Origin of the sequence: Faecalibacterium hominis (ex Afrizal et al. 2022) (assembly GCF_049545105.1) — a bacterium.
GTDB classification, from domain to species: Bacteria; Bacillota; Clostridia; order Oscillospirales; family Ruminococcaceae; genus Faecalibacterium; species Faecalibacterium duncaniae.
On sequence record NZ_CP186860.1, the window covers coordinates 1,270,512 to 1,290,037 of the forward strand.

Sequence of the window (19,526 nt, forward strand, 5' to 3'; positions counted from 1 at the left end):
TAATTTTTGTCTCACGCTTTGGTCCCCGCTACTTCATCCGGTCTTGTGGTAAGCACGCTGTACAAGAGTGTGTCCTTCGGGAAGTGGTCCACAAAGGGGATGATCACATTTCCAAAGAACAAAAGCCCCTCGCCGGGACCGGAATGGGTCACATACGAAAGCTGGTGCGGGGAGATTCCCAACTGCTTTGCCAAAATCTGACGGTCTCCCTGGGCCTGGTTGAGCATATAGATAAAGTCCGAGTTCTCAAAAATATTTTCGATCTCACGGGAAGCCAGAAGGTCCTTGACATTCTGCGTTAAACCTGATGGGATTCCGCCCCATTTACGGAAGCGTTTCCAGATCTCCACGCTGAAACTTCCTGTCTGCCCTTTCAAAAGAAGATGGAATTCGTCGATATAGAACCAGGTTGTTTTATGTTTGGAGCGATTGGCCGTGACACGGTTCCACACCGCATCCTGCATGATCAAAAGCCCGATTTCCTTTAAGGCTTTTCCCAGTGACTTAAGCTGGAAACACAGTACCCGGTGTTTATCCATCTGGATATTGGAACGGTGGTTGAACACGTTAAGGGAACCATTGACATAGATTTCCAGCGCCGTTGCGATATTCTGTGCCTCCGGTTCAGACTGTTTCAAAAGCAGCTCGTAAAGATCACCTAAGATCGGCATATTTTCCGGGCACGGGTCCTGCAGGTATTCCCGGTACACCAGTCTGGTACAACGGTCGATGATCGTCCTTTCAATGGGGGAAAGTCCTTCTTTGCCGCCGATGATAAGGTCACACAGCGACAGGATAAAATCACTTTTCAAAGTGATCGGGTTTTCATCATCGGAATAGTCCAGATTGATGTCCATCGGGTTGATGTAGTTCGTGGAAGTAGGGGAAATATCAATGACCTGCCCCTGGGAACCGAACTGCTGTACCAGCGGCCCATACTCATTTTCCGGGTCGGCGATAATGATGTCGTCCTCCGTCAGAAGGAACACATTGACGATCTCACGCTTGGCAGAGAAAGATTTGCCGCTTCCTGGGGTACCGAGAAACAGCCCATTGGGGTTTTTCAGCGTTTTTCTGTTCGCCATGATCAGGTTATTGGAAAGGGCGTTCAGGCCGTAATACAACGCCTCGCCCTCCTGGAACAGTTCACAGGTCGTAAACGGTACAAAAATCGCTGTGCTGCTGGTCGTAAGCCCGCGCTCAATTTCAATCTGGTTCGTACCAAGAGCAAGCGAGGACATAAGCCCCTGTTCCTGCTGGTAATCCAGCCGTTTTAAGGCACAGTTGTATTTCTGTGCCACACCCGAAGCGGCAAAAATATCATTGAACAGCTTTTGGCGTTTGGCAGTGATATTTTCCACCAGTACCGTCACAAGGAACATGCGCTCATTGCGGCTCTGCAAATCCTGCAAAAGATTTTTGGCTTCCTCTCCATAGGTGGCAAGGTCGGTGGGAATGATGTCCATGTCATACCCGGATCGGACCGCTTTCTTTTGTTCCTCAATGGTCATTTTCTGCAGGTCCGACATTTTGCGCTTGATGTTTCGGATCGCCTGCGCCTGGTCGATAGACTGGATATGCAGGTTGACGGTCACGGCGTCGTTTAAGTCAAGAAGATCCGCTAAAAGCCGGTCAGTAAGCTCCGGCGCTAGAATCTGCAAAAAGGAGACAGCACCGGAATGGTCGCCTACCCGAAATGTCTTTCCATCCTTTGAAAAAGACAGCCCGGATGGGGAAACGAAGTCTTTGGTAGAAAGACCGGTCTTAGGCAGATCCGACCACTGGAAATGAAACTTTTCCTGGCCGTCCGGGTGAAGCTGGCTGTGAAGAAGTTCCAGACGTTCCAGTCCGTTTAAGGATCTCGCCTGAACTCCCAGAGTCTTGAAATTTGCCAGCACATCCGTTTCAATGCGTTCCAGACGCATTTTCGCAGTACGCAGGTCATCTGCCTCGATCCCAAAGGTAATGTATTTGCGTTTGGTGAGACCGTTATTTCCTTTCTGCAACTGGTTCTTTAACATATCCCCGTATTCCTTGCGGATTCCGTCATACTCGTCGCCGCGGGGAGGGATGTCAATGCTTTTGGTAAAATCCTGCATATTGGCCCGCTGGTTGATAAAGGTAAGCTGCACATGGATCGAGGCGTCGAAGTAATTTAAGAAATCGCAGTAACCCTCGAAGATCTGTGCTTTATCATCTGCCTGTGCAAGCTGATAGTTAATATCAAAAAACTGCACCGTTTTGGTGTAAAGGGTATCGGTCAGCCGGCAGATCCCATCCCGGTACATTTCACGGTAGGGAATGCTCTGCTGGACCGTCTGCGGGGCATCTGCTTTCAGCCCGGCAAAAAAGCCGCCTTTTTTAGACGGCTTGGAACGGGCAGACTTAGTCTTGCCCTGCTTTGCATCGGCTCCGGTCTTTTTGGCCTGCCTGATGTTTTTTTGCAGACGCTTTTCCTGAGCTTCCTGCTGCTTGTTTTTTGGCAATCTTTGTAACCTCCTTCTTTGACATAGATTTATACAGGTTATCCGTCCTGTATGGACGGTCCTTCGGCCAGAGCTTATAACGGAGCCGGTTCTTCAAGATCTTTTCTGCCGGCTGCCCGTCACGCTCATACATGGCGAAGAAGAAAAAGGGCATCATCAGCCCGATCATCAAAAGTACAGCCGCCGAGTTCCCGATCGCCCCGCGGGTAAAGAAATACACCGGAAGGCCGACAAGCCCGGCAAGGCTGAAACAAATAAGCTGGCGCTTCGTCAGATTGAAGGCCAGCTTGGTCTTAACTTTGGTTAAATCCTTTGGTACAGGTACATAAGGCATCTATACACCTCCCATCGTAATATAGTTTCCGGTCCATTAGCGTGCACCAAAATCGCGTACCGCTTTCTCCGCAGCCGGACATTCCCGCACTTCCTGAGCCGCATTTTGCAGCCGTGCCAGGACAGAAACAGCCGGTCCTCTCTGACACAGGTATTCCTGGCTGTCTCGGATTCCGGCAATATTTTCCCGAATATCCATATCCACGTCGAACACATCCGAAACTGGCAAAAGCCAACGGTCTGCAAAGTATTTCAAAGGATTCTCAAGCGCCAGCACATCATCCAGCATTTCATCCCCGAACTCAAACTTTGTTGTCAGATAGGAATACGCCTCCTGCATGGCTGTAATTTCAGCAGCTTTTTCAATTAAGGATTCCTTATCCTTTGACATAAGGCTTTCCCGGTAGGCAAAGTAATTCTGTCCCAGTCGTTTCATCAGGAGCGTATATTTGTCCTGTGCGGAAGGCTCGCTTGTGAAATGTTCAAATTTTTGCTCTGCATCAATTTCTTTGAGAAGATCGCAGATCGGGAAACTGTGTTCATGGTTATTTTCTTCCCAGCACCATCGGGCTACATCCAACGGGTCCTGAAAAGAAAGAAGTGCCTCTACTTCCGCCGGAGTAAATACATGCTCAACCTTCAGATAATAGTGGAGTTCCGAAAGTCCCTGCAACTCGTAAATGCTGCCGATGTTCTGTGCATCCAGCATATCCGCATGAACCTTCAAACACTCGTCCAGCCGTTCCATAAGCAGCCGCTTTGCATCTTGTTCTATCAAAATCACCCCTTTCGCTCCGGCATAGTCAGCGTACAGTTCACTTCATTGCCCCACACATCCCAGCCGGGTGTCTTTTGTCTTGCAAACAGTTCCACTCTGGGCTGATCGCCCATGAGTTTTACGATCTTATCCCGCACCTCGTCCGGTTTCTTGCTGTGCTGCTCAATATGGGAGATTACAAACTGATGGATTCCCGCACACTGGCGTTTCGGTCGGCCTCTGGTTGCCAGCAGGCAGACCTCCGCATTAGATCGGGTCCAAAAGCCCATGCCATAAAACCAGCTATCCGCTTTCCGGTTCTGTTTGAGCCATAGAAAAGCCAGCGTTTTATATTTGAATCCCCAGGCATCGATCACCCGGAAGGCTTCATTGAGCTGCGGGAAGGTCGCCCACAGAAAAAGGGTGCTGTCTTTTGCGGCAAGTTCCGATACCGGCAGGGCACAGATTTCTTCAATGCTCATTGTGGGGTAATGGTTCTCCGCAACGCCGCTTCCATGTTTCCTATCATAGCGCCAGGGCGGATCGGCATAGATAATGCCGTACTGTTTCGTTTCCGGCATTAGCGAGCCTGCTCATTCTTAGATGGGGCAGGTTTGGCCGGCTGTTCTTTGACCTTACCGGCATTTTCCTTCAATGCACCGGTCAGGGAAGGTTTTTCCGCAGCTCCCTTTGTTGCTTCAAGAGTTGCTTGCAAATTTTCAATAGCCTGCCCATACCCATCGATCAGAGCGTCATTAAGCTGTTTGCGGAACTCTGCCGTAACCGGCCAGCAGACATCTTTCCAGTTGCCTCCCTTATCCTGGGTTGCGGGCATATTGACATACAGCCCCTTTTCACTGGAACAGATACGGAAGCCGTCAATCTTAAAGCATCCGCCAATCGTAACATTGGCAAACGCCAGCAGGTTTCCCATTGGGGCGATCGGACGCACGCGGACATCCAGCTTCATGCCGTTTGTCATTTCCGGCGTCTGTGTCTCCGGCGCCATTTTTTCTGTATTGGTTTTACTCATATATAAAATCCTCCTTTTTAGAATTGGTTTTGTTCATGCTATCTTGCATTAAATATGGATTTGGATAACGAACCTGTCTTAAACAGGGCAAAGGCCAGCAGTACCGTATAACCCGCCGTTCCCCAGATCGCGCCGTGCACGTCGCCGGACGATGGGATAGACTGGACCAGCACTGCATAAATGGCAACACAGATCAGAATCAAAAAACCCTGAAAACCCAGGGCAAAAAGGGAACGCAGATACCCGGTTCCCATTTGTCCCCATTCCCGGTTTGCCATTGTGGAAAACGGGATCGGTGCAAGGCTCACGGTTAAATAAATCTCGATCATACGGCCATATACAATGACAAAGATCACGATGGACAGTACCCACATACACAGATTGATGATGTTGGTTTCCAGCCACAGTCCAATCAGTTCCCACATTCCCATTGCTTCAAGCTGGGTTTCCAGATTAGACAACGCCGCCTGCACATCCAGGTTCCCGTTTATGACACCGGCACTTTGCGACACCACATTTTGGGCCACATCAAAGACCGCCATCACAATCGTAAAACAGTTGGTGAGCAGGTAAGTGGCAACAAAAGTCTTGAAAATCCACTTGAAGATGTTGAATGTATCGAATTCGTGCATGTTGTTCTTTTCGAGAATCATCTGGATCAGTTCATACACCAGAACAAAGGTCAGGATCATGCCCGCAATGGGAATGACGACAGTTTCCGAAAGATTTTGGATCATGGAAAATACGCCGCCATTCCAGCCCTGCGGGGTCTGTCCTACTTGATTTGCCACATCCGCAACCTGATTGTTGACGGAGTTGAAAATGCTGGTGTACTGTCCGGTGATCGCATCGATCAAGCCCTCTTTAATCCAGTCTGTTATCCGTTCAAACAGACTGCCCATAAATCAGCCCTTAACCGAACAGGCCGGAAAGCAGCGGAATCAGCGTTGCACCAACCAGAGCGATACCTCCGCCTGCCATAAGCTGCTTGATCCCCTGGGATTTTGCACCTGGGTTATCATTTCCGTAACCTTCGAGAAGGTTTACAACACCCCATGCGCCCAGACCTGCGCCCAGGGCGATCACAAGGATCTTCAAAGTATCAATCGCGCTTGCAAAAAATGCCATAATGTTCCTCCTTTAATTTCAGAAATTTTAATTTGTGATATGGCCGTATCAGGCCGGAAACAAAAAAAGTCGCCGCACTGTTTTTAGAAAAAAATCTGTTTCAAACAGCACGGCGGCATGGGGCAGGAAGAATCCTGCGGTTATTTACTTTTCAGGGAGAATCACGAATCCTCAAAAAATCCTCCTTTCATCGTGACAAAAACAAAGCCTGCCGGGGCATCATGCTTTGACAGGCAGGAACAACTCTATAAAGTCTGGGAAGCCAGATCTTCGGCTGTGACTTCATAATTGCGGTATCGTTCACCGGGACGCATCGGCATCCGGGTAGAAAGAAACTTTTCGATATTAAAAGCGTTCTTCTCATTAAAATCGGAAAGCAGTTTGTAATTTGGGTGTTTGGTTATATCGTATTTCCGGGAGAGGAACGGCCGCACACCCCTGATCTGCAGCAGACATTTGCCCCCGTCCATAACTGCCAGTTCATCCACCGACATCAGATCCTTTCCCAGCTTTTGAAAATTTTGTCCGTGGGATTCCTGATTGCCCTTTGTGACACTGGTGTTATACAGGTCGATGGTCTCTTTCCCCAATAGGGAGTTCCAGCTTTTTAAGGTGGTTTCTTCTTTGCCTCCTAAGAAAAGAGAGGCGTCACAGTTACCGATGACGGTGTCCATGTTGTCTTTATACAGGGCTTTGAGCTGGCTTTGCGCCTGCAGCACCAGGCAGGCAGAGATCTCACGGCTTCGGATGGTCGCCATAAGACGCTCCAGGTTCGGGATCTGCCCGATATTTGCCGCCTCGTCGATCAGGCAGCGTACATGGATGGGAAGCCTTCCGCCATATATATCATCTGCCCGTTCGCACAAGCGGTTAAACAAAATGGAATAGATCAGACTGATCAAAAATGCAAAGGTCCCGTCCGTATCACTCATAATAAGGAAAAGAGCAGTCCGTTCATCCCCCAGCATATCCAGATCCAGTTCGTCATACATGGTAATTTCCCTGACTTCTTTAATGTCAAAAGGAGCCAGTCTGGAAGCACAGGAAATAAGGATCGACTTTGCTGTTTTTCCGGCAGCGAGCTTATATTTCTTATATTGACGCAGGGCAAAATGATCCGGGTCTTTTTGTTCCAGCGCGTCAAAGAGAAGGTCAACGGCATTTTTGAACGATTCATCATCCTCACGGACCTCCATTGCGTTCAGCATTTCTACCAGTGTGGCAAAATTCTGTTCGTTTGCCGGGGCTTCATAGTAGATATATCCGATCAGTGCCGTATAGAGCAGGGTTTCTGCTTTGACCCAGAAATCGTCTCCGGCTTTTCCTTCGCCTTTGGTATTGGAGATCAGAGTCGTGACGATTTTCAAAATATCTTTCTCGGAATGAATGTAGGCGAATGGGTTAAAGTGCATACTTTTCTGAAAATTGATCGTATTGAATACCCGTATTTTATAGGGCTCATAGATGATCTTTCCTTTTTCATTCCGCACAGGCTTTCCGTCCTTGTCCAGCTTTGGCGTGCCTCGCTGTAACATCTTTCCGCATTCCACAAGGACTGTACCTTTGGGCTGCATTTTGTCAAGATAAAAAATCAAGATGCTGCTGTAAATTCAAAAATTACCAGCTTTCGCTTCTTTTTGAATGATTTTCCGCATTTGAGTGTCTAATGTGTTCTTTGAGCTCGGATTGAAAAAAATGTTGACGTTGTAAGTTGTGTTTCTGACTCGCATGGTCAACATTCCATCCGCAGGGCGATGTTCGGTCAATGTGATAGTTTTGCTCATTTGCGCTTCTCCTCTTACAATGTGTGTTCGCTTTCTTTTGGCTGGGTCTGTGATTTTTTCTGTTCAAGTGCTGCCTTGCTATCGTTCAACTTCTTCAGCACCGATTCCTTTTCCGGGGTCTTGCCGCCCGGTGCGGAAAGCTGCTGCTTATTCAGCACCATGTCGATATACTTGCGGATATTTTTCAAGGCAGAGATGTCCGGCTGCAAGGTTTCCAGTTGGGTGCGCAGTTCTGCGCTGCCGGATTGCAGCGCAGAAAATTCGGCATCCAATGCCGAAAAATCCACTGTTGTGCTGCCGTTCAGCTTCATCAGGGTGCGGACAGCTTTATTAAAGGTGTCCAGCTCCTCTTTGTGCTGGGCAGCGTAAGCGTCCTTGGTTAGCTTGAAGTTTTTCTTCATAAAGGTATCATGGATGGGCTTCAGCTTGGCATGGACGGCAGCAGCGTCCCTGATCTGGGCGATTGTCCGCATACGGTTTTCGTTCTGTTTCAACTGCCTGCGGAGAGGGGCGGCAGTCTGGTTCAGGTTAGAAATTGCGGTGTCCAAATCCTCGATGGAGTTCAGGGAATGGGCTTTCAGATAGTCCACAGCCCGTTTGACTTCCTCAAAGTCCTGGACAGTGCATTTCAGTTTTGCCTTGCCAGACCAATCGGTGCGCTGCTCATTGCGGAGATTGAAGTAATCCACCAGCAGGTCGGACAGCGTGGGTTCCTTCGCCTTTTCCAGAGCGTCCAGAAGAAGCTGCTTCTTTTCGTTCAGGTCTGTGATCCAGCGTTGCAGCCCACGAATCGCGCTGCGGATAGACTGCATCAGGCTGTTGGCCGCACGAATATCCCGGTTCAGATTGCCGAGAAAAGTCTCCACTCCACGCTTTTCCATTTGGTGTGCGGCGGGGCCGAGATGGACGGTCGGTATCTGCTGGATGCCCTGCCGCTCAAAGGAGCGTAGGTCAACACGTTCTGGTCTACCAGCCGCTTCAAGATAGCGGTTGGTGATGGTCTCCCAGCTATGCCGCCAGACCTCGGCGTACTTCTGGTCGTTCCAGTCCACCGTGTTTTCCTTGTGGCACTTCCAGTTGCCGGAGGGGAGCCGGATGCGCTCACCGTTCTCATCAAGGTCATAAACCTTTCTGGCTTTCGGCAACCACTTGCCGTATTCGTCTATTGCTCGGAGCGTCAGCAGAATGTGGGCGTGTGGGTTACCATCGCCCTTGTCATGGATGGCAAAGTCAGCGATCATGCCCTTGGAAACAAACTGCTCCTGACAAAATTCCTTTATCATGGACAGATACTGCTCCTTCGGGATTTCCACCGGAAAAGCCAGCACGATGCGCCGGGCAAGCTGCGAGTTCCATTGGTTCTCTACGGCTTCTACGGCGTTCCAGAGGGTTGCCCGGTCTGCATATCCGGGCGGCGCATGGGACGGCAGCATAATCTCAGCATGGACAAGCTCTTTCTTCTTGTTGTAAAATTTTGTTTTCTGGTCGTACTCGCTGAACAGCCGTTCGCCGCTCTGGTAAGCGGCCCCGGCAACAGCGGACTGCCCTTGGCTGCGTTTGACGATAGTAATTTTGAAATGCGGACACGGAATAGGCATCACCCCCGTTGATGATATTTGAATCGTTCTCTTGTAAAAATCACGAACTTATGGTACTATTAATTTGAATAAGCAAGCAGAAAGTTGGTGAACCAATGTCGGAAAGAAAATCACAACAAGAGTTGGATTTTGAACGGAAACATGAAGAAGATTTGCAGCGGCTGCGTGGATTGCGGTTGATTGATGATGATTTCATGGCTGCGGTGTTTGAAGAACGCGCCTGTGCTGAGTTTCTTTTGCAGATCATCTTGAAACGGGATGATTTGACCGTTAAAGAGGTTCATGGTCAGTACAGCATCAAAAATCTGCAAGGCCGTTCAGTCCGATTGGATATTTTGGCAGTGGATCGGGAAAACCGTGCATATAATATTGAGGTGCAGCGCAGTGACCGTGGTGCTAGTGAAAAACGCGCACGGTACAATAGCAGTCTGCTGGATGCAAACTTGACTGATGCGGGCGATGATTACGATGCGCTGAACGAAACATACGTTATCTTTATCACCGAAAATGACGTATTAAAGGCCGGCCTTCCAATTTATCATGTTGACCGTACAATTCGGGAAACTGGAACGTTTTTTAATGATCAGGCTCACATCGTTTATGTAAACTCACAAATCAAGGACGAAACCGCATTAGGAAAACTGATGCACGACTTTTTCTGTACCAACTCGAAGGATATGAATTATTCCATTTTGGCACAGAGGGTTCGTTATTTCAAAGAAGACACGAAGGGAGTGGCAGCTATGTGCAGAGCTATGGAAAAGATGCGGGATGAAACCGAGCATGAAACATCGGTCAAACACGCATTGGCAATGTTGGCAGATGGTGTGCCTTGTGAAAAGGTGGCAAAGTACACCGACCTTTCAATTGAGGAAGTCCGGGCATTAGCTGAAAAGAAATCTGCCTAACAAAAAGATAAGCCGATTGGAAATGTTGCTGTTTCCAATCGGCTTTTTCTATGCGTGTTTTATGGTAGCGAGCAAAAGGATAGCTGCGGTAGCAGCGCAAGGAAAATGCAGTTTTCCTTGGGATGGAATCGGGCTGGCGCACAAACGCCAGCTTCGATTTCATCGAGCCGTCTGCAAGACCGCAATTTCACCGGAACGGTGTATAATTGCGCCCTATTACAATAGGGTTGGGACCGGATATGGTAGCCAGCCATATTCCATTCCAACTCGTACCTAAGTTACAATAAGAGAGTAATCGGCTGACGCATTGCGCCCTGGGCAGTTACGCCCGCAACAAAGACAGTTCGCCATCTCTCTTGTTGTAGCATTCGTTTTAAGCAGGTTGAGCCACCGCCAAGCGGAGCGTTCGTGTCACCCAATAGATTGAATCGGCAACGAGTAAAGATGGATTCCGGTTGCAAATACAAAAAATGGAGGAAAGATCATGAACGCAGTAGGCATTGACGTTTCCAAAGGGAAGAGCATGGTTTGTGTTATGCGCCCCTTCGGAGAAGTGGTACTCGAACCTTTTGAAGTTTTACATACCGCCCAGAACCTGCACGATCTGGCGGAGAAGCTCAAAGCTCTGGACGGAGAGACCCGCGTTGTTCTGGAAGCCACCGGGAATTACCACAAACCGGTTGCTTTCGTTTTACACGATGCGGGCTTATTTGTTTCCGTAGTCAACCCTGTTCTAATTCACGACTACGACAACAACAGTTTAAGACGTGTCAAGACGGACAAAAAAGACGCTGTTAAAATCGCCAACTATACGCTCGACAAGTGGACACGGCTGCGGCAGTACCTTCCAGAAGATGATACCCGGCTGGCTTTGAAAAATTGTTATCGCCAATACCAGCAGGCCGTAGCGATTCGTACTATGCTGAAGAATAATCTGATTTCATCTCTTGACCTGACCTTTCCAGATGCAAATAAATTGTTTTCAAGCCCCGTGAAGAACAATGGGTGCGAGAAATGGGTCGATTTTATTGGAGACTTCTGGCACAGCGAGTGCGTTTCAAGTCTTTCTGCGAATGCTTTTGCCAAAAAATATCTGAAGTGGTGCCAGAAACACGGATACGTTTTCACTCGTTCAAAATCGGACGAGATCTATGCCTGTGCCGTTAATTCCGCTTCTCTTCCGAAATCGCCCACCTCAAAACTCCTTATCCAGCAACAGGTCGCTCAATTGAAAGCCGTATCTCAGTCAGTTGCTGCATTCCGGCAGGAAATGCTTCGCCTCTCTCAGCAGCTTCCTGAATTTGACACCGTGATGGAAATGTACGGCGTCGGCCCTTCTCTCGGCCCTCAGCTGATGGCCGAAATCGGAGATGTCCGCCGCTTTTCCTCCAAGAAATCTCTCATTGCTTTTGCGGGAATTGAGCCGCAGCCAAACGACTCTGGCAAGGTCGTTGGGAATGACAAAGGAATCAGCAAAGTTGGTTCAGCAGTTTTGCGAAGAACACTTTTTCTGATTATGACTGTTATTTTGCAAACACAGCCACAGGATGAACCTGTTTTTCAGTTCATGAACAAAAAGCGCTCAGAGGGAAAGCCCTACAAAGTTTACATGATGGCTTCGGCCAACAAGTTCTTACGAATCTACTACGCTAAAGTGAAAGCTGTAATGGACTCCGAACGCTCACAGTAAGCATGGATATTTGTTTTTGGACGTAATTTCCTCTTGAGCCTGAGCTAAATCCAAAGAACCACTTAGCTGGCGCAGCGAACCCTTGACAAACCGAAGCATTCAAATGCTATCCTGATTTTGCGGGGGCTGGCTGGGCTTGCTTTGCTATCCCCTCCGTCGCCCTCGCTGTGTTTTGACTAGCATTTGAATGCTGTTTGTCATGGGCAGCGGTTGGTTGGCGAATTTTCTTATTTTAGGGCTTGACTTTTATTAGCAGGTCTTTATTCTAAAGGGTTTTGGACGTTGCTGCGTTCGTGAACATCATGCACCATCTTTGTAAGAGCCAGTACGACTTCCGGCTGACGGAACGAGATCTTCAGAAGCTCCATCACCTGATCGTCGGTCAGTTCTCCCGGACAGACCAAAAAGCTTTCCAGCATTCCGGCACGAGTGCAAAGGCGATGCACACGCTCTCTCCGGTTCAGCTTTGACATCTGACGTTCAAGGATTTTCTCCCGGTGCTGACAAGAGCGCAGCTTTTGTTCGGCTTTGGATTTTTCGCTGCGGAGGTAGGATAGGCTGTTTTTTGGTTGGGTCAATGGCATCACGCTCCTCTAATGATTTAAAAAAGGAGCAGCGCATCTATGAGCTTTGGAATCTCACAGATACGCTGGTTCTTGAGCTATATAAAAAGATTTATACGATTAGCGAATAGCATCCCATTTCTTAGTAAAACGGTTGTACCTTAGATGGTTGCGCAATACATCTTCAGCATCCTTATTGCCTTTTTCCGCTGCAAGAGAGAACCACTGTCCAGCTTTATTATAGTCAATTGGCACAGTGTAGTAGACGTAGCCTGCTTGATACATTGCATAGACACTACCCTGATTTGCAGCTTTTTCGTACCAGTAAATTGCAGCTTTGACATCCTTAACAATATAGGCACCTTCATAGTATTTATCTGCAAGGAGTTCTTCTGCATAAATATAGTTTTGTTCAGCCGCCTTTTTTAGCCAACGCTCACAACCAATATACGGATTAGCACCGCCAATAAAGCAAGCATCCCCCATCTCTTTATCAATATAGATTCTGGCAAGTTCATATTGCGCTGCGGCAACTCCTGCACGTGCACCATACTCGTAGTATCGTGCGGCTGCGACGATGTTAGGCTTTTCAAGACCGGCACCAGTTTTACAGCAATAGCCACAGTATATTGTCGCATTCAAATCGCCTTCCCAAACAGCTGCACGGAAAAGTTGAAATGCCTTTTTTTCGTCTTTTTGAATGTTTTTTCCAATCAGGTATTCATAACCCAGCTTACGCATGGCAACAGCGTCACCTGAATTGGCTTTTTGAGTTAAGGTATTGATGTCTTCCATACTTTTTCTCCTTAATCATACATGCTAGAAGTATTGTTGTTATTTAGCCATGCTTCAAGACCAGAAATCAGAATTTCATTGATGGACTCAATATAATTCTTGATTTTAGGATTCTGAGCTTGTTTTAAAGTAATCAGTCGATTTTGGTATTTCTGATTCTGTTCGATTGTATCAACCGCCTGAGTGCATTGGGAGTCTTTCGTAGGCAGATACAACGCATAAATAGCGAAGGAAACTTGTGTCATGGTAAGCTGTTCACCAGTAACAACAAACGAAAGCCACGGATATTTAGCGCTGTCGGTTGCTTCAATATAGACGGAAGGCTCGTACTCTACTTCATTTGAGAGTACTGCACCGCAGTTTTTAATTTTGGTTGTATACAGATCACCAAAATTTTCATGGAGATACTTATCAAGGTAAACTTGCATAGCATCTGTACTCCAGCGAATATTTTTTTGAGGAATTTTCTTGTTCCATTCAGCAACAACCATAGGAAGATCGAGTGTTTTGTCCTCGCTAGTTAAAAGGTTCATATAGGAGTTTATTTCCGAAACTGTCCAAGAAATAAATCGATAATCATATGCAATTTCATTATCACTTGTCTGAATGCTAAATTCCTCTATGCTGTTGGCCGCATTACTAATGTCATTTTGATTAAGATTTTTCAAAAAGTTTAACCGACGATCAATTTGCTCAGTACGAGGAATATTGTTTTTGACTAAAAATTCAAGAACCTTTCTCTCCTGAGAATACATTTTGAGGTAAGCAAAAACTTTCTGAAGTATGAAAAGCTGATCTTCCCAGCTAGATGTACAAATCAGAGGATAATATTCAAGGAACTCATCGAGATTGGTATCAACTTCCTGCGGGCTACCAGATTTCGAAGATTTAATAGATTGAGCAATCAAAAGATCGATTGGCAGGATTTGCTCTGTTGATGCAGAAATAAAAGGATTATCTTTTCCGACTTTTTCTTTAGCTGTTGAAAGCCGTAAATAATTCATAATAACCGTACAATATGTATCCAAAAGAAGAGCGGTAGCTTCGTCTGTTTCCTCCATAGAGAGACAGAGAATCATTTTTTTCATACCTGCATAAGGAGCAACCTCTTGATCGGCAAAAAGTAAATTGGAAACAGCAGCAACATAGTCTTCCGATTTCAAAATATCTTTCAAAGCTGCAAGCCTTGACAACGGACTGTTGCTTCCAACCATCGCGAGATAATTATCAGAATCATTTTTGGCAGCTTCTAATCCTTCCGCAATGCTGTCGAAATCTGTCAAAAAACTGCAATCGGCATTGTCAACAGGGAAGAAAGCATCATAATGACGATCCAAGCCTCGAATGCTAGGGACAATATCGGCGAAGCGCTGTAAATTGTGAATTGTCTGCATAACAAATCGAATGGAAATACAACACTTTTGATGCAGTTTAACTAGAGCTTCGCAGCATAGATTAACAACATCAGCTGCCTCCTGCTTATAGCTATCGCTGCTCTTCAGTTCATCGCTCAAACTATCCACAGCAGAAAAATCAAATTTTCCGGTATCCTCAAAAGAATCCATCAGAACATCAAAGGCATCATGAATGATAGTATTCTTTTTAGCCGCAAAATAGTTGCTTCTTTCATGCGTGAGCCAGTCTTGATAGAGTTTTTCATTTGCTTCAGCGTTTTGAGCATCGCGCTCCATCATTATCTTAATGAATTTTTCGGTTTCATTTTGATTCATTGTTTCTGTGATAGTTTCCTTTGCGATATCGGCGGCTGCCGAAAAAAGAGATCCGAGTAAGCCCATAAATAATTCCTCCCATTTTAAATTTGATCTAACTGACGGTAGACTTTTTCCAAATCCTGCATAGCTGAAATGACTTCACCTTTTAAGCCGGTTGCTTCCTGTAAGTGGTCATCCAGCTTGTTTACTCCTTTCTCCAATGATTTTCCAACACCTAATGTGTCTAACAGCTTCTTGGTTTGGTCGAGTTTCTTCTTCGCCTTTTGACTATCTGTGATTTCATCGTCAACATTTTGCCGGATTTGTTCAAGGCTCTGTAGATTCTGATTTGCATCCTTCGAAACGTCATAAGCTTTGTTCTCAACATCACGCAGAGAATCGTTAATGCTTTCCATAAGGGTAGCTTGAACAGCTGAATCTAAATTTGAAGAATCCAACGCAAGCCCGGCATCCATAAGACTCTTTTTTTGTTGCTTTAACTCGTCCAGCTTTTGTTTTTTATCTTCAATAGTTTTCTTTACCTCAGTGATTTTCGTTCTGGAATGCTCAATACTAAAATTTTCAGCCATAATAATACCTCATTCTAATTGGCCATTCGAATCAAGAAAAACAACGTTATTTTTGATTTTTTGTTGGAGAGATTCTCCTATACTGCGAATCAATTCATCCAACATCGCTTTTCTTTCGGCTGAAATGAAAAGTTCATTTATCGCCTGACAGTCTCTTCGGTATTGTGAACGAAGTATTACAATCGAGGTGTAAATATTTTCCATGTGCCAATAGAAATCTGTGATTTGAGTGGATGTATGTACGGATGAGTCATATTCGGAGAGTGCACAAAGAGCTTCAACCTCCTTTTTCTTTAGTGATTTAACATTTTCTTTTAGAGTTTCTAGCTTTAGATTTTCTTCTTTTTGCGCCAACTGAAAAAATGCTGGCTTGTGAAGCATAATATCATATAGTTCGTCGTCATTGGGCGTTTCAGAACCATGACCTTTTTGCTCTTGAATTCTGAGTTCAAATGGTCGCTGAAGTCCTTCATAAGACATTAGGGCCTCACCCGGACGATAAACTGCAACATGTTCTAGTTGAATGCCACTAGCAGACATTGTGCTGCCAATCAGTTGTCGATCATCTATAGAGGTAAGTCTATGAATCAGCTTGATATTAGTATTTTTAATAACTTCAGGTGCCATAGCAGTAGGAAGCTGGTCTGCGATGATAATACCTTCGCGTAAAGCACGAACCTCTGCTAACATTTTAACGATATATGCTGTAGCAGCAATTTTAGGATTTGAATCTTGACCAGATGCTACTTGTGCTTCAGGAGCGATAAGGTTATGGGCTTCTTCGATAAAAATGATATGCCGGACAACCTTTTCTTCATCTGCACGAGGAGAGGCTTTCAAAGTTTCTCGAATGAGGGTACATAATAACAACGTAACAAAGTTGGCAGGACCTTCTCCTAACGATTCGAGTTCTACAATGACAGGGTGCTTTAGCCATTCCTCTGGAGAGAATGTAGAGTGTTTTACATCAAAAATGTCCTTCATTTCCCGACGTAGGAGACTGCCAATACGCATTTCCAGAACAGATTGAATATTACCTTGAATTTCGCTGTCATAAGTTGTTTGGCTAAGTTCTTTTTGAAAGCGATCATATAATTCCGACATGGTCGGATATTCTTTTTCCCCGGTGTTAATATCATTGGTATTCCAACCATGTGCTCGATAAATACCTTCGATAGCTTTATCCAATATAAAAGGAGCTGGTGGAGCAATCGGAAAAGCACCCTCAAAAACCTGACACAGTTTAGAGATATGTTCTGAAAGTGTGAGTCCTTTCGGGAATTCGAAGGGATTCAACCTCATAGGAAATTTTGTACTAGCTGAAGGAGAAAGAATAATTAACTCTGGAATATCATACCTAGAAAGTTCTCGATATTCACGCTTGGCGGGTTCCAAAACCAAAAAAGGAATAGGATCACTTTCTTCTTTAAAAGTGACCGACAAATTATCGGTATCATCCTTGATTAGCTTTTTATGATGCCATAGGCTATTAGCGAGATGCAGCATGGTGTTAGTTTTACCAGAGCCGGGAACACCACATATGAAAGCGTGTTTTTTGAAGGATGATGCATCGATAAAAGCGCTCAACCCATTGTTGGTTTGTCCAAGGTAAATGCCAGTTTGCTCCAACTTCGGAGCAGTTTCCTTCTTTATTTCGATATTCTCGCCATCAAATAGTATTGGAAGCCGAAAGAAAGAAGAAAGTTCATCAAGTGTATAAGCGGTTGGCCAGAATGCTAAAGAGGGTGGTAGAAGATTGCAGTAAGGCTGATTTACTTCCTGCAATTCCAACGGTGTGGCCGTACTGGGAATTTCCTGAATTTCACAAGTTCCTTCTTTGATAGCTTCTCCGCAGACAGCATCCATCAAAAAATGCGCACTACTTTTTTGGTTTGCGTAAAGTAAAATGTTGGCAAAAAAACAAGGCGATTTGGCAACATCTGATAAAAACTCTTCGTATATCCGTAGGGTTTCTTCGGCTGAGACATCTCGCGGACGATTTTTGTTATCGGCGAGGGTGATTTGCCCACTACGGCCCAATGCTTTCTCACGTAGAATTGCGATAGGCTTTTGTAAGGCCTGCTGTGCAGTTTTATAGGTGTCACTTCCATAGATTGAAATATGATAAACCATATCCTCATTAAGAGCCTCTGCGGTTTTTTCCATTTCATAAAGACGTGACTTGGGATTGGATTTCCAGCCTTCGACTGTAAATAGCGTATCTCCTGTGGAAAGACGTGTTTGTTCTTGTTTTTTGACTAGAAGAATATTTGTAAATGATTTCCGCAAGCAAACAGGAACATCTTCAATAGGAGCAATCTTATAGTAGTCAGCTAAAGGACTTGCTTGCATAAGCGCATCTATTGATTCAAAGTTTACAGTCTGATCGGAAGAAAATGCCAAGAAAATTTGCAGACGACTCCCTTTTGGACGTTCATGAGTATAGCTAAGGAAAAAATGTAGGGTTGTATGGATTAGAACAGTATTCCTTTGCCATTGACGTAAAAAACGATTATGTCGCTCAAGAATACCATCTATACCTTGTTCACCAAGAGATTGATATTTAACTAGCTCTAAATCGGGAATGTACGGAATCTCATAGAAATGCCACATCATGGGGTACGCCCTCCGTGCAATCGAAGCAATTAGTCTTCATAACTAAGACATCCTTGGCGCTCTCTCGGATAGTAGTAAGCATCATAATGCGAACAGTACTGGCGGCCATTACTATCACGGTCATAAGGGTTCCAATAGATACATCCGTCAGAACAGTTGTGTCCGCAAAAGGCACCCGCAGGAATTTTCACAGAGGTTATATTGTTTTTGTCCATAATGTTTTTCTCCTTTTTATTGTATTAAAGTGTCAGATTCAATTCTTCGGGCGTAATAGAAAGTCCGGATAATTGATCATAAACTGCGAGATAAGGGAAAACTCCAGTATGAGGAATAACAATCGGAAAATACAACTTTTTCACATAAGCATTCATAATTGATCGAATATAGACAATATCCGCAGATGACAAGCATTGACATCCGTGCCCCTCTTTATGGGTGTGAAATATTCCTTTAAAAATAATTCCTTGAGCGTCCCAGTCCGATATTGTTTGATTCAAAAGCAATTCATTGGGAACATACTGGCAAGATTTCCTAAAAGATATTTTTCCTGAATCGACAAAAATGGTATTAATTGTGTTTTTTGATTGCCCAAGCAAGCCACCCATTTCAGGTGGAGCGGATGGAAGGTTGTAGAGCAAGTTGTACAAAGATTCGGTAATTAACACGACAAGACATCCTATAATTACAGTAGTGGAACTTAATATTATAGCTGAAAATAGCATACTCACTTTTGGGTTAGCGGTTGCTTCGAAGTGTTCTTTGAATTTAAAAGGTGTACTTTTTAAAACGATGATATATTTTCGTTGAAACTTCCAATTTCTCTTGAATTAAAGCGAGATTTGTGGCATAATGCCTTATAAAGAGTGAGCTTTGCAAAATTTTGAAAAGTACACCTTTCAAAATTTTGCAAGGAGTTTGCTTAGGTGGACTTTTCAAATTGGATAGATTTCCCATAGAACGTACCTACGGGTAAATCGCAGGTTTCCGCAGCTTCTTTAAGGGTCAATTTCTTATCTCTCCATGCTTTATGCACCTCATAGAAGTTGTCTGGAAGCGGCCGGGGCGGTCGGCCAAACTTCACACCGCGAGCCTTTGCCGCTGCAATGCCCTCCGCCTGCCGCTGCCGGATGTTGGTGCGCTCGTTCTCCGCCACAAAGGAAAGCACCTGCAGCACAATGTCGCTCAGGAAGGTGCCCATCAGGTCTTTGCCGCGCCGGGTGTCCAGCAGTGGCATATCCAGCACCACGATGTCAGCGCCCTTTGTTTGGGTGAGCAGCCGCCACTGCTCTAAAATTTCCGCATAGTTGCGCCCAAGTCGGTCAATGCTTTTGATATAAAGCAGATCGTCTTTTTTTAATTTTCGCACCAGCCGCTTGTACTGCGGACGGTTGAAGTCCTTGCCGGACTGCTTGTCCATAAAAATATTTTTCTCCGGGATTTTCAGTTCCCGCAGTGCAATCAACTGTCGGTCCTCGTTCTGGTCACGGGTGCTGACCCGGATATAGCCATATAAATTTCCCAATAAATCGCCCC

The 19,526-nt window shown here is 45.5% G+C and carries 19 protein-coding genes and 1 pseudogene; 2 read left to right on the top strand and 18 right to left on the bottom strand.

The window, feature by feature from the left end; genetic code table 11:
* Nucleotides 1–11 precede the first annotated feature (11 nt).
* From ACKXGA_RS06090 to mobQ, 10 genes and pseudogenes are all read right to left on the bottom strand, one after another.
* Nucleotides 12–2,486 carry a VirB4-like conjugal transfer ATPase, CD1110 family gene (locus ACKXGA_RS06090; protein ID WP_262590908.1) on the bottom strand — a complete coding sequence of 825 codons (2,475 nt, stop codon included), beginning with the start codon at nt 2,484–2,486 and terminating at the stop codon, nt 12–14.
* A complete protein-coding gene (locus ACKXGA_RS06095; RefSeq protein WP_158424851.1) occupies nt 2,386–2,820 on the bottom strand; it encodes a PrgI family protein in 435 nt (144 codons plus the stop codon). Before ACKXGA_RS06095 ends, ACKXGA_RS06090 begins: the two co-directional genes overlap by 101 nt.
* A gap of 36 nt (nt 2,821–2,856) precedes the next feature.
* Nucleotides 2,857–3,603, bottom strand: coding sequence for a hypothetical protein (locus ACKXGA_RS06100; RefSeq protein WP_227199217.1), 747 nt, complete (start codon nt 3,601–3,603; stop codon nt 2,857–2,859).
* On the bottom strand, nt 3,600–4,157 hold the full coding sequence (locus ACKXGA_RS06105) for an MT-A70 family methyltransferase (RefSeq protein ID WP_015542954.1): 558 nt from the start codon (nt 4,155–4,157) through the stop codon (nt 3,600–3,602). Before ACKXGA_RS06105 ends, ACKXGA_RS06100 begins: the two co-directional genes overlap by 4 nt.
* A complete protein-coding gene (locus ACKXGA_RS06110) occupies nt 4,157–4,609 on the bottom strand; it encodes a SpoVG family protein (RefSeq protein WP_015542955.1) in 453 nt (150 codons plus the stop codon). Before ACKXGA_RS06110 ends, ACKXGA_RS06105 begins: the two co-directional genes overlap by 1 nt.
* 38 nt (nt 4,610–4,647) lie before the next feature.
* Nucleotides 4,648–5,511 carry a VirB6/TrbL-like conjugal transfer protein, CD1112 family gene (locus tag ACKXGA_RS06115; protein WP_423730283.1) on the bottom strand — a complete coding sequence of 288 codons (864 nt, stop codon included), beginning with the start codon at nt 5,509–5,511 and terminating at the stop codon, nt 4,648–4,650.
* A 10-nt stretch (nt 5,512–5,521) separates the two neighbouring features.
* The gene (locus ACKXGA_RS06120; protein ID WP_005361081.1) at nt 5,522–5,737 is read right to left on the bottom strand and encodes a Maff2 family mobile element protein; all 216 of its coding nucleotides are present in this window, start codon (nt 5,735–5,737) and stop codon (nt 5,522–5,524) included.
* Between the two features lie 245 nt (nt 5,738–5,982).
* Nucleotides 5,983–7,305, bottom strand: a pseudogene (locus ACKXGA_RS06125) (VirD4-like conjugal transfer protein, CD1115 family); the annotation flags it as partial.
* A 42-nt stretch (nt 7,306–7,347) separates the two neighbouring features.
* Nucleotides 7,348–7,521, bottom strand: a complete 174-nt coding sequence (locus ACKXGA_RS06130; protein ID WP_117527659.1) for a hypothetical protein — start codon at nt 7,519–7,521, stop codon at nt 7,348–7,350.
* 14 nt (nt 7,522–7,535) lie between these two features.
* On the bottom strand, nt 7,536–9,113 hold the full coding sequence (gene mobQ, locus ACKXGA_RS06135) for a MobQ family relaxase (protein ID WP_423730389.1): 1,578 nt from the start codon (nt 9,111–9,113) through the stop codon (nt 7,536–7,538).
* A gap of 101 nt (nt 9,114–9,214) precedes the next feature.
* Between mobQ and ACKXGA_RS06140 the strand changes: the two genes are divergently transcribed.
* Both ACKXGA_RS06140 and ACKXGA_RS06145 read left to right on the top strand, forming a co-directional pair.
* Nucleotides 9,215–10,027 (top strand): PD-(D/E)XK nuclease family transposase, encoded by an 813-nt coding sequence (locus ACKXGA_RS06140; protein ID WP_117527663.1) that lies wholly within the window; start codon nt 9,215–9,217, stop codon nt 10,025–10,027.
* Nucleotides 10,028–10,511: 484 nt separating this feature from the next.
* On the top strand, nt 10,512–11,717 hold the full coding sequence (locus ACKXGA_RS06145) for an IS110 family transposase (protein WP_117554713.1): 1,206 nt from the start codon (nt 10,512–10,514) through the stop codon (nt 11,715–11,717).
* A 260-nt stretch (nt 11,718–11,977) separates the two neighbouring features.
* Here the strand turns inward: ACKXGA_RS06145 and ACKXGA_RS06150 are convergent, their stop codons facing one another.
* The 8 genes from ACKXGA_RS06150 to ACKXGA_RS06185 form a co-directional block, all read right to left on the bottom strand.
* Nucleotides 11,978–12,301, bottom strand: coding sequence for a DUF3847 domain-containing protein (locus tag ACKXGA_RS06150; RefSeq protein WP_423730284.1), 324 nt, complete (start codon nt 12,299–12,301; stop codon nt 11,978–11,980).
* A 99-nt stretch (nt 12,302–12,400) separates the two neighbouring features.
* Nucleotides 12,401–13,075, bottom strand: a complete 675-nt coding sequence (locus tag ACKXGA_RS06155; protein ID WP_117950304.1) for a tetratricopeptide repeat protein — start codon at nt 13,073–13,075, stop codon at nt 12,401–12,403.
* An 11-nt stretch (nt 13,076–13,086) separates the two neighbouring features.
* Nucleotides 13,087–14,871, bottom strand: a complete 1,785-nt coding sequence (locus tag ACKXGA_RS06160; RefSeq protein ID WP_055192369.1) for a hypothetical protein — start codon at nt 14,869–14,871, stop codon at nt 13,087–13,089.
* A 17-nt stretch (nt 14,872–14,888) separates the two neighbouring features.
* Entirely contained in the window at nt 14,889–15,377 is a 489-nt protein-coding gene (locus ACKXGA_RS06165; protein ID WP_055192367.1) for a hypothetical protein, read from the bottom strand.
* Nucleotides 15,378–15,386: 9 nt separating this feature from the next.
* A complete protein-coding gene (locus ACKXGA_RS06170; protein ID WP_117527671.1) occupies nt 15,387–17,993 on the bottom strand; it encodes an ATP-binding protein in 2,607 nt (868 codons plus the stop codon).
* 29 nt (nt 17,994–18,022) lie between these two features.
* The gene (locus ACKXGA_RS06175) at nt 18,023–18,208 is read right to left on the bottom strand and encodes a hypothetical protein (protein ID WP_147576378.1); all 186 of its coding nucleotides are present in this window, start codon (nt 18,206–18,208) and stop codon (nt 18,023–18,025) included.
* 24 nt (nt 18,209–18,232) lie between these two features.
* Complete coding sequence (locus tag ACKXGA_RS06180; protein WP_129873419.1) at nt 18,233–18,658, bottom strand: hypothetical protein; 426 nt, start codon at nt 18,656–18,658, stop codon at nt 18,233–18,235.
* 254 nt (nt 18,659–18,912) lie between these two features.
* Nucleotides 18,913–19,515 (bottom strand): recombinase family protein, encoded by a 603-nt coding sequence (locus tag ACKXGA_RS06185; RefSeq protein ID WP_117527673.1) that lies wholly within the window; start codon nt 19,513–19,515, stop codon nt 18,913–18,915.
* Between the last annotated feature and the right edge of the window lie 11 nt (nt 19,516–19,526).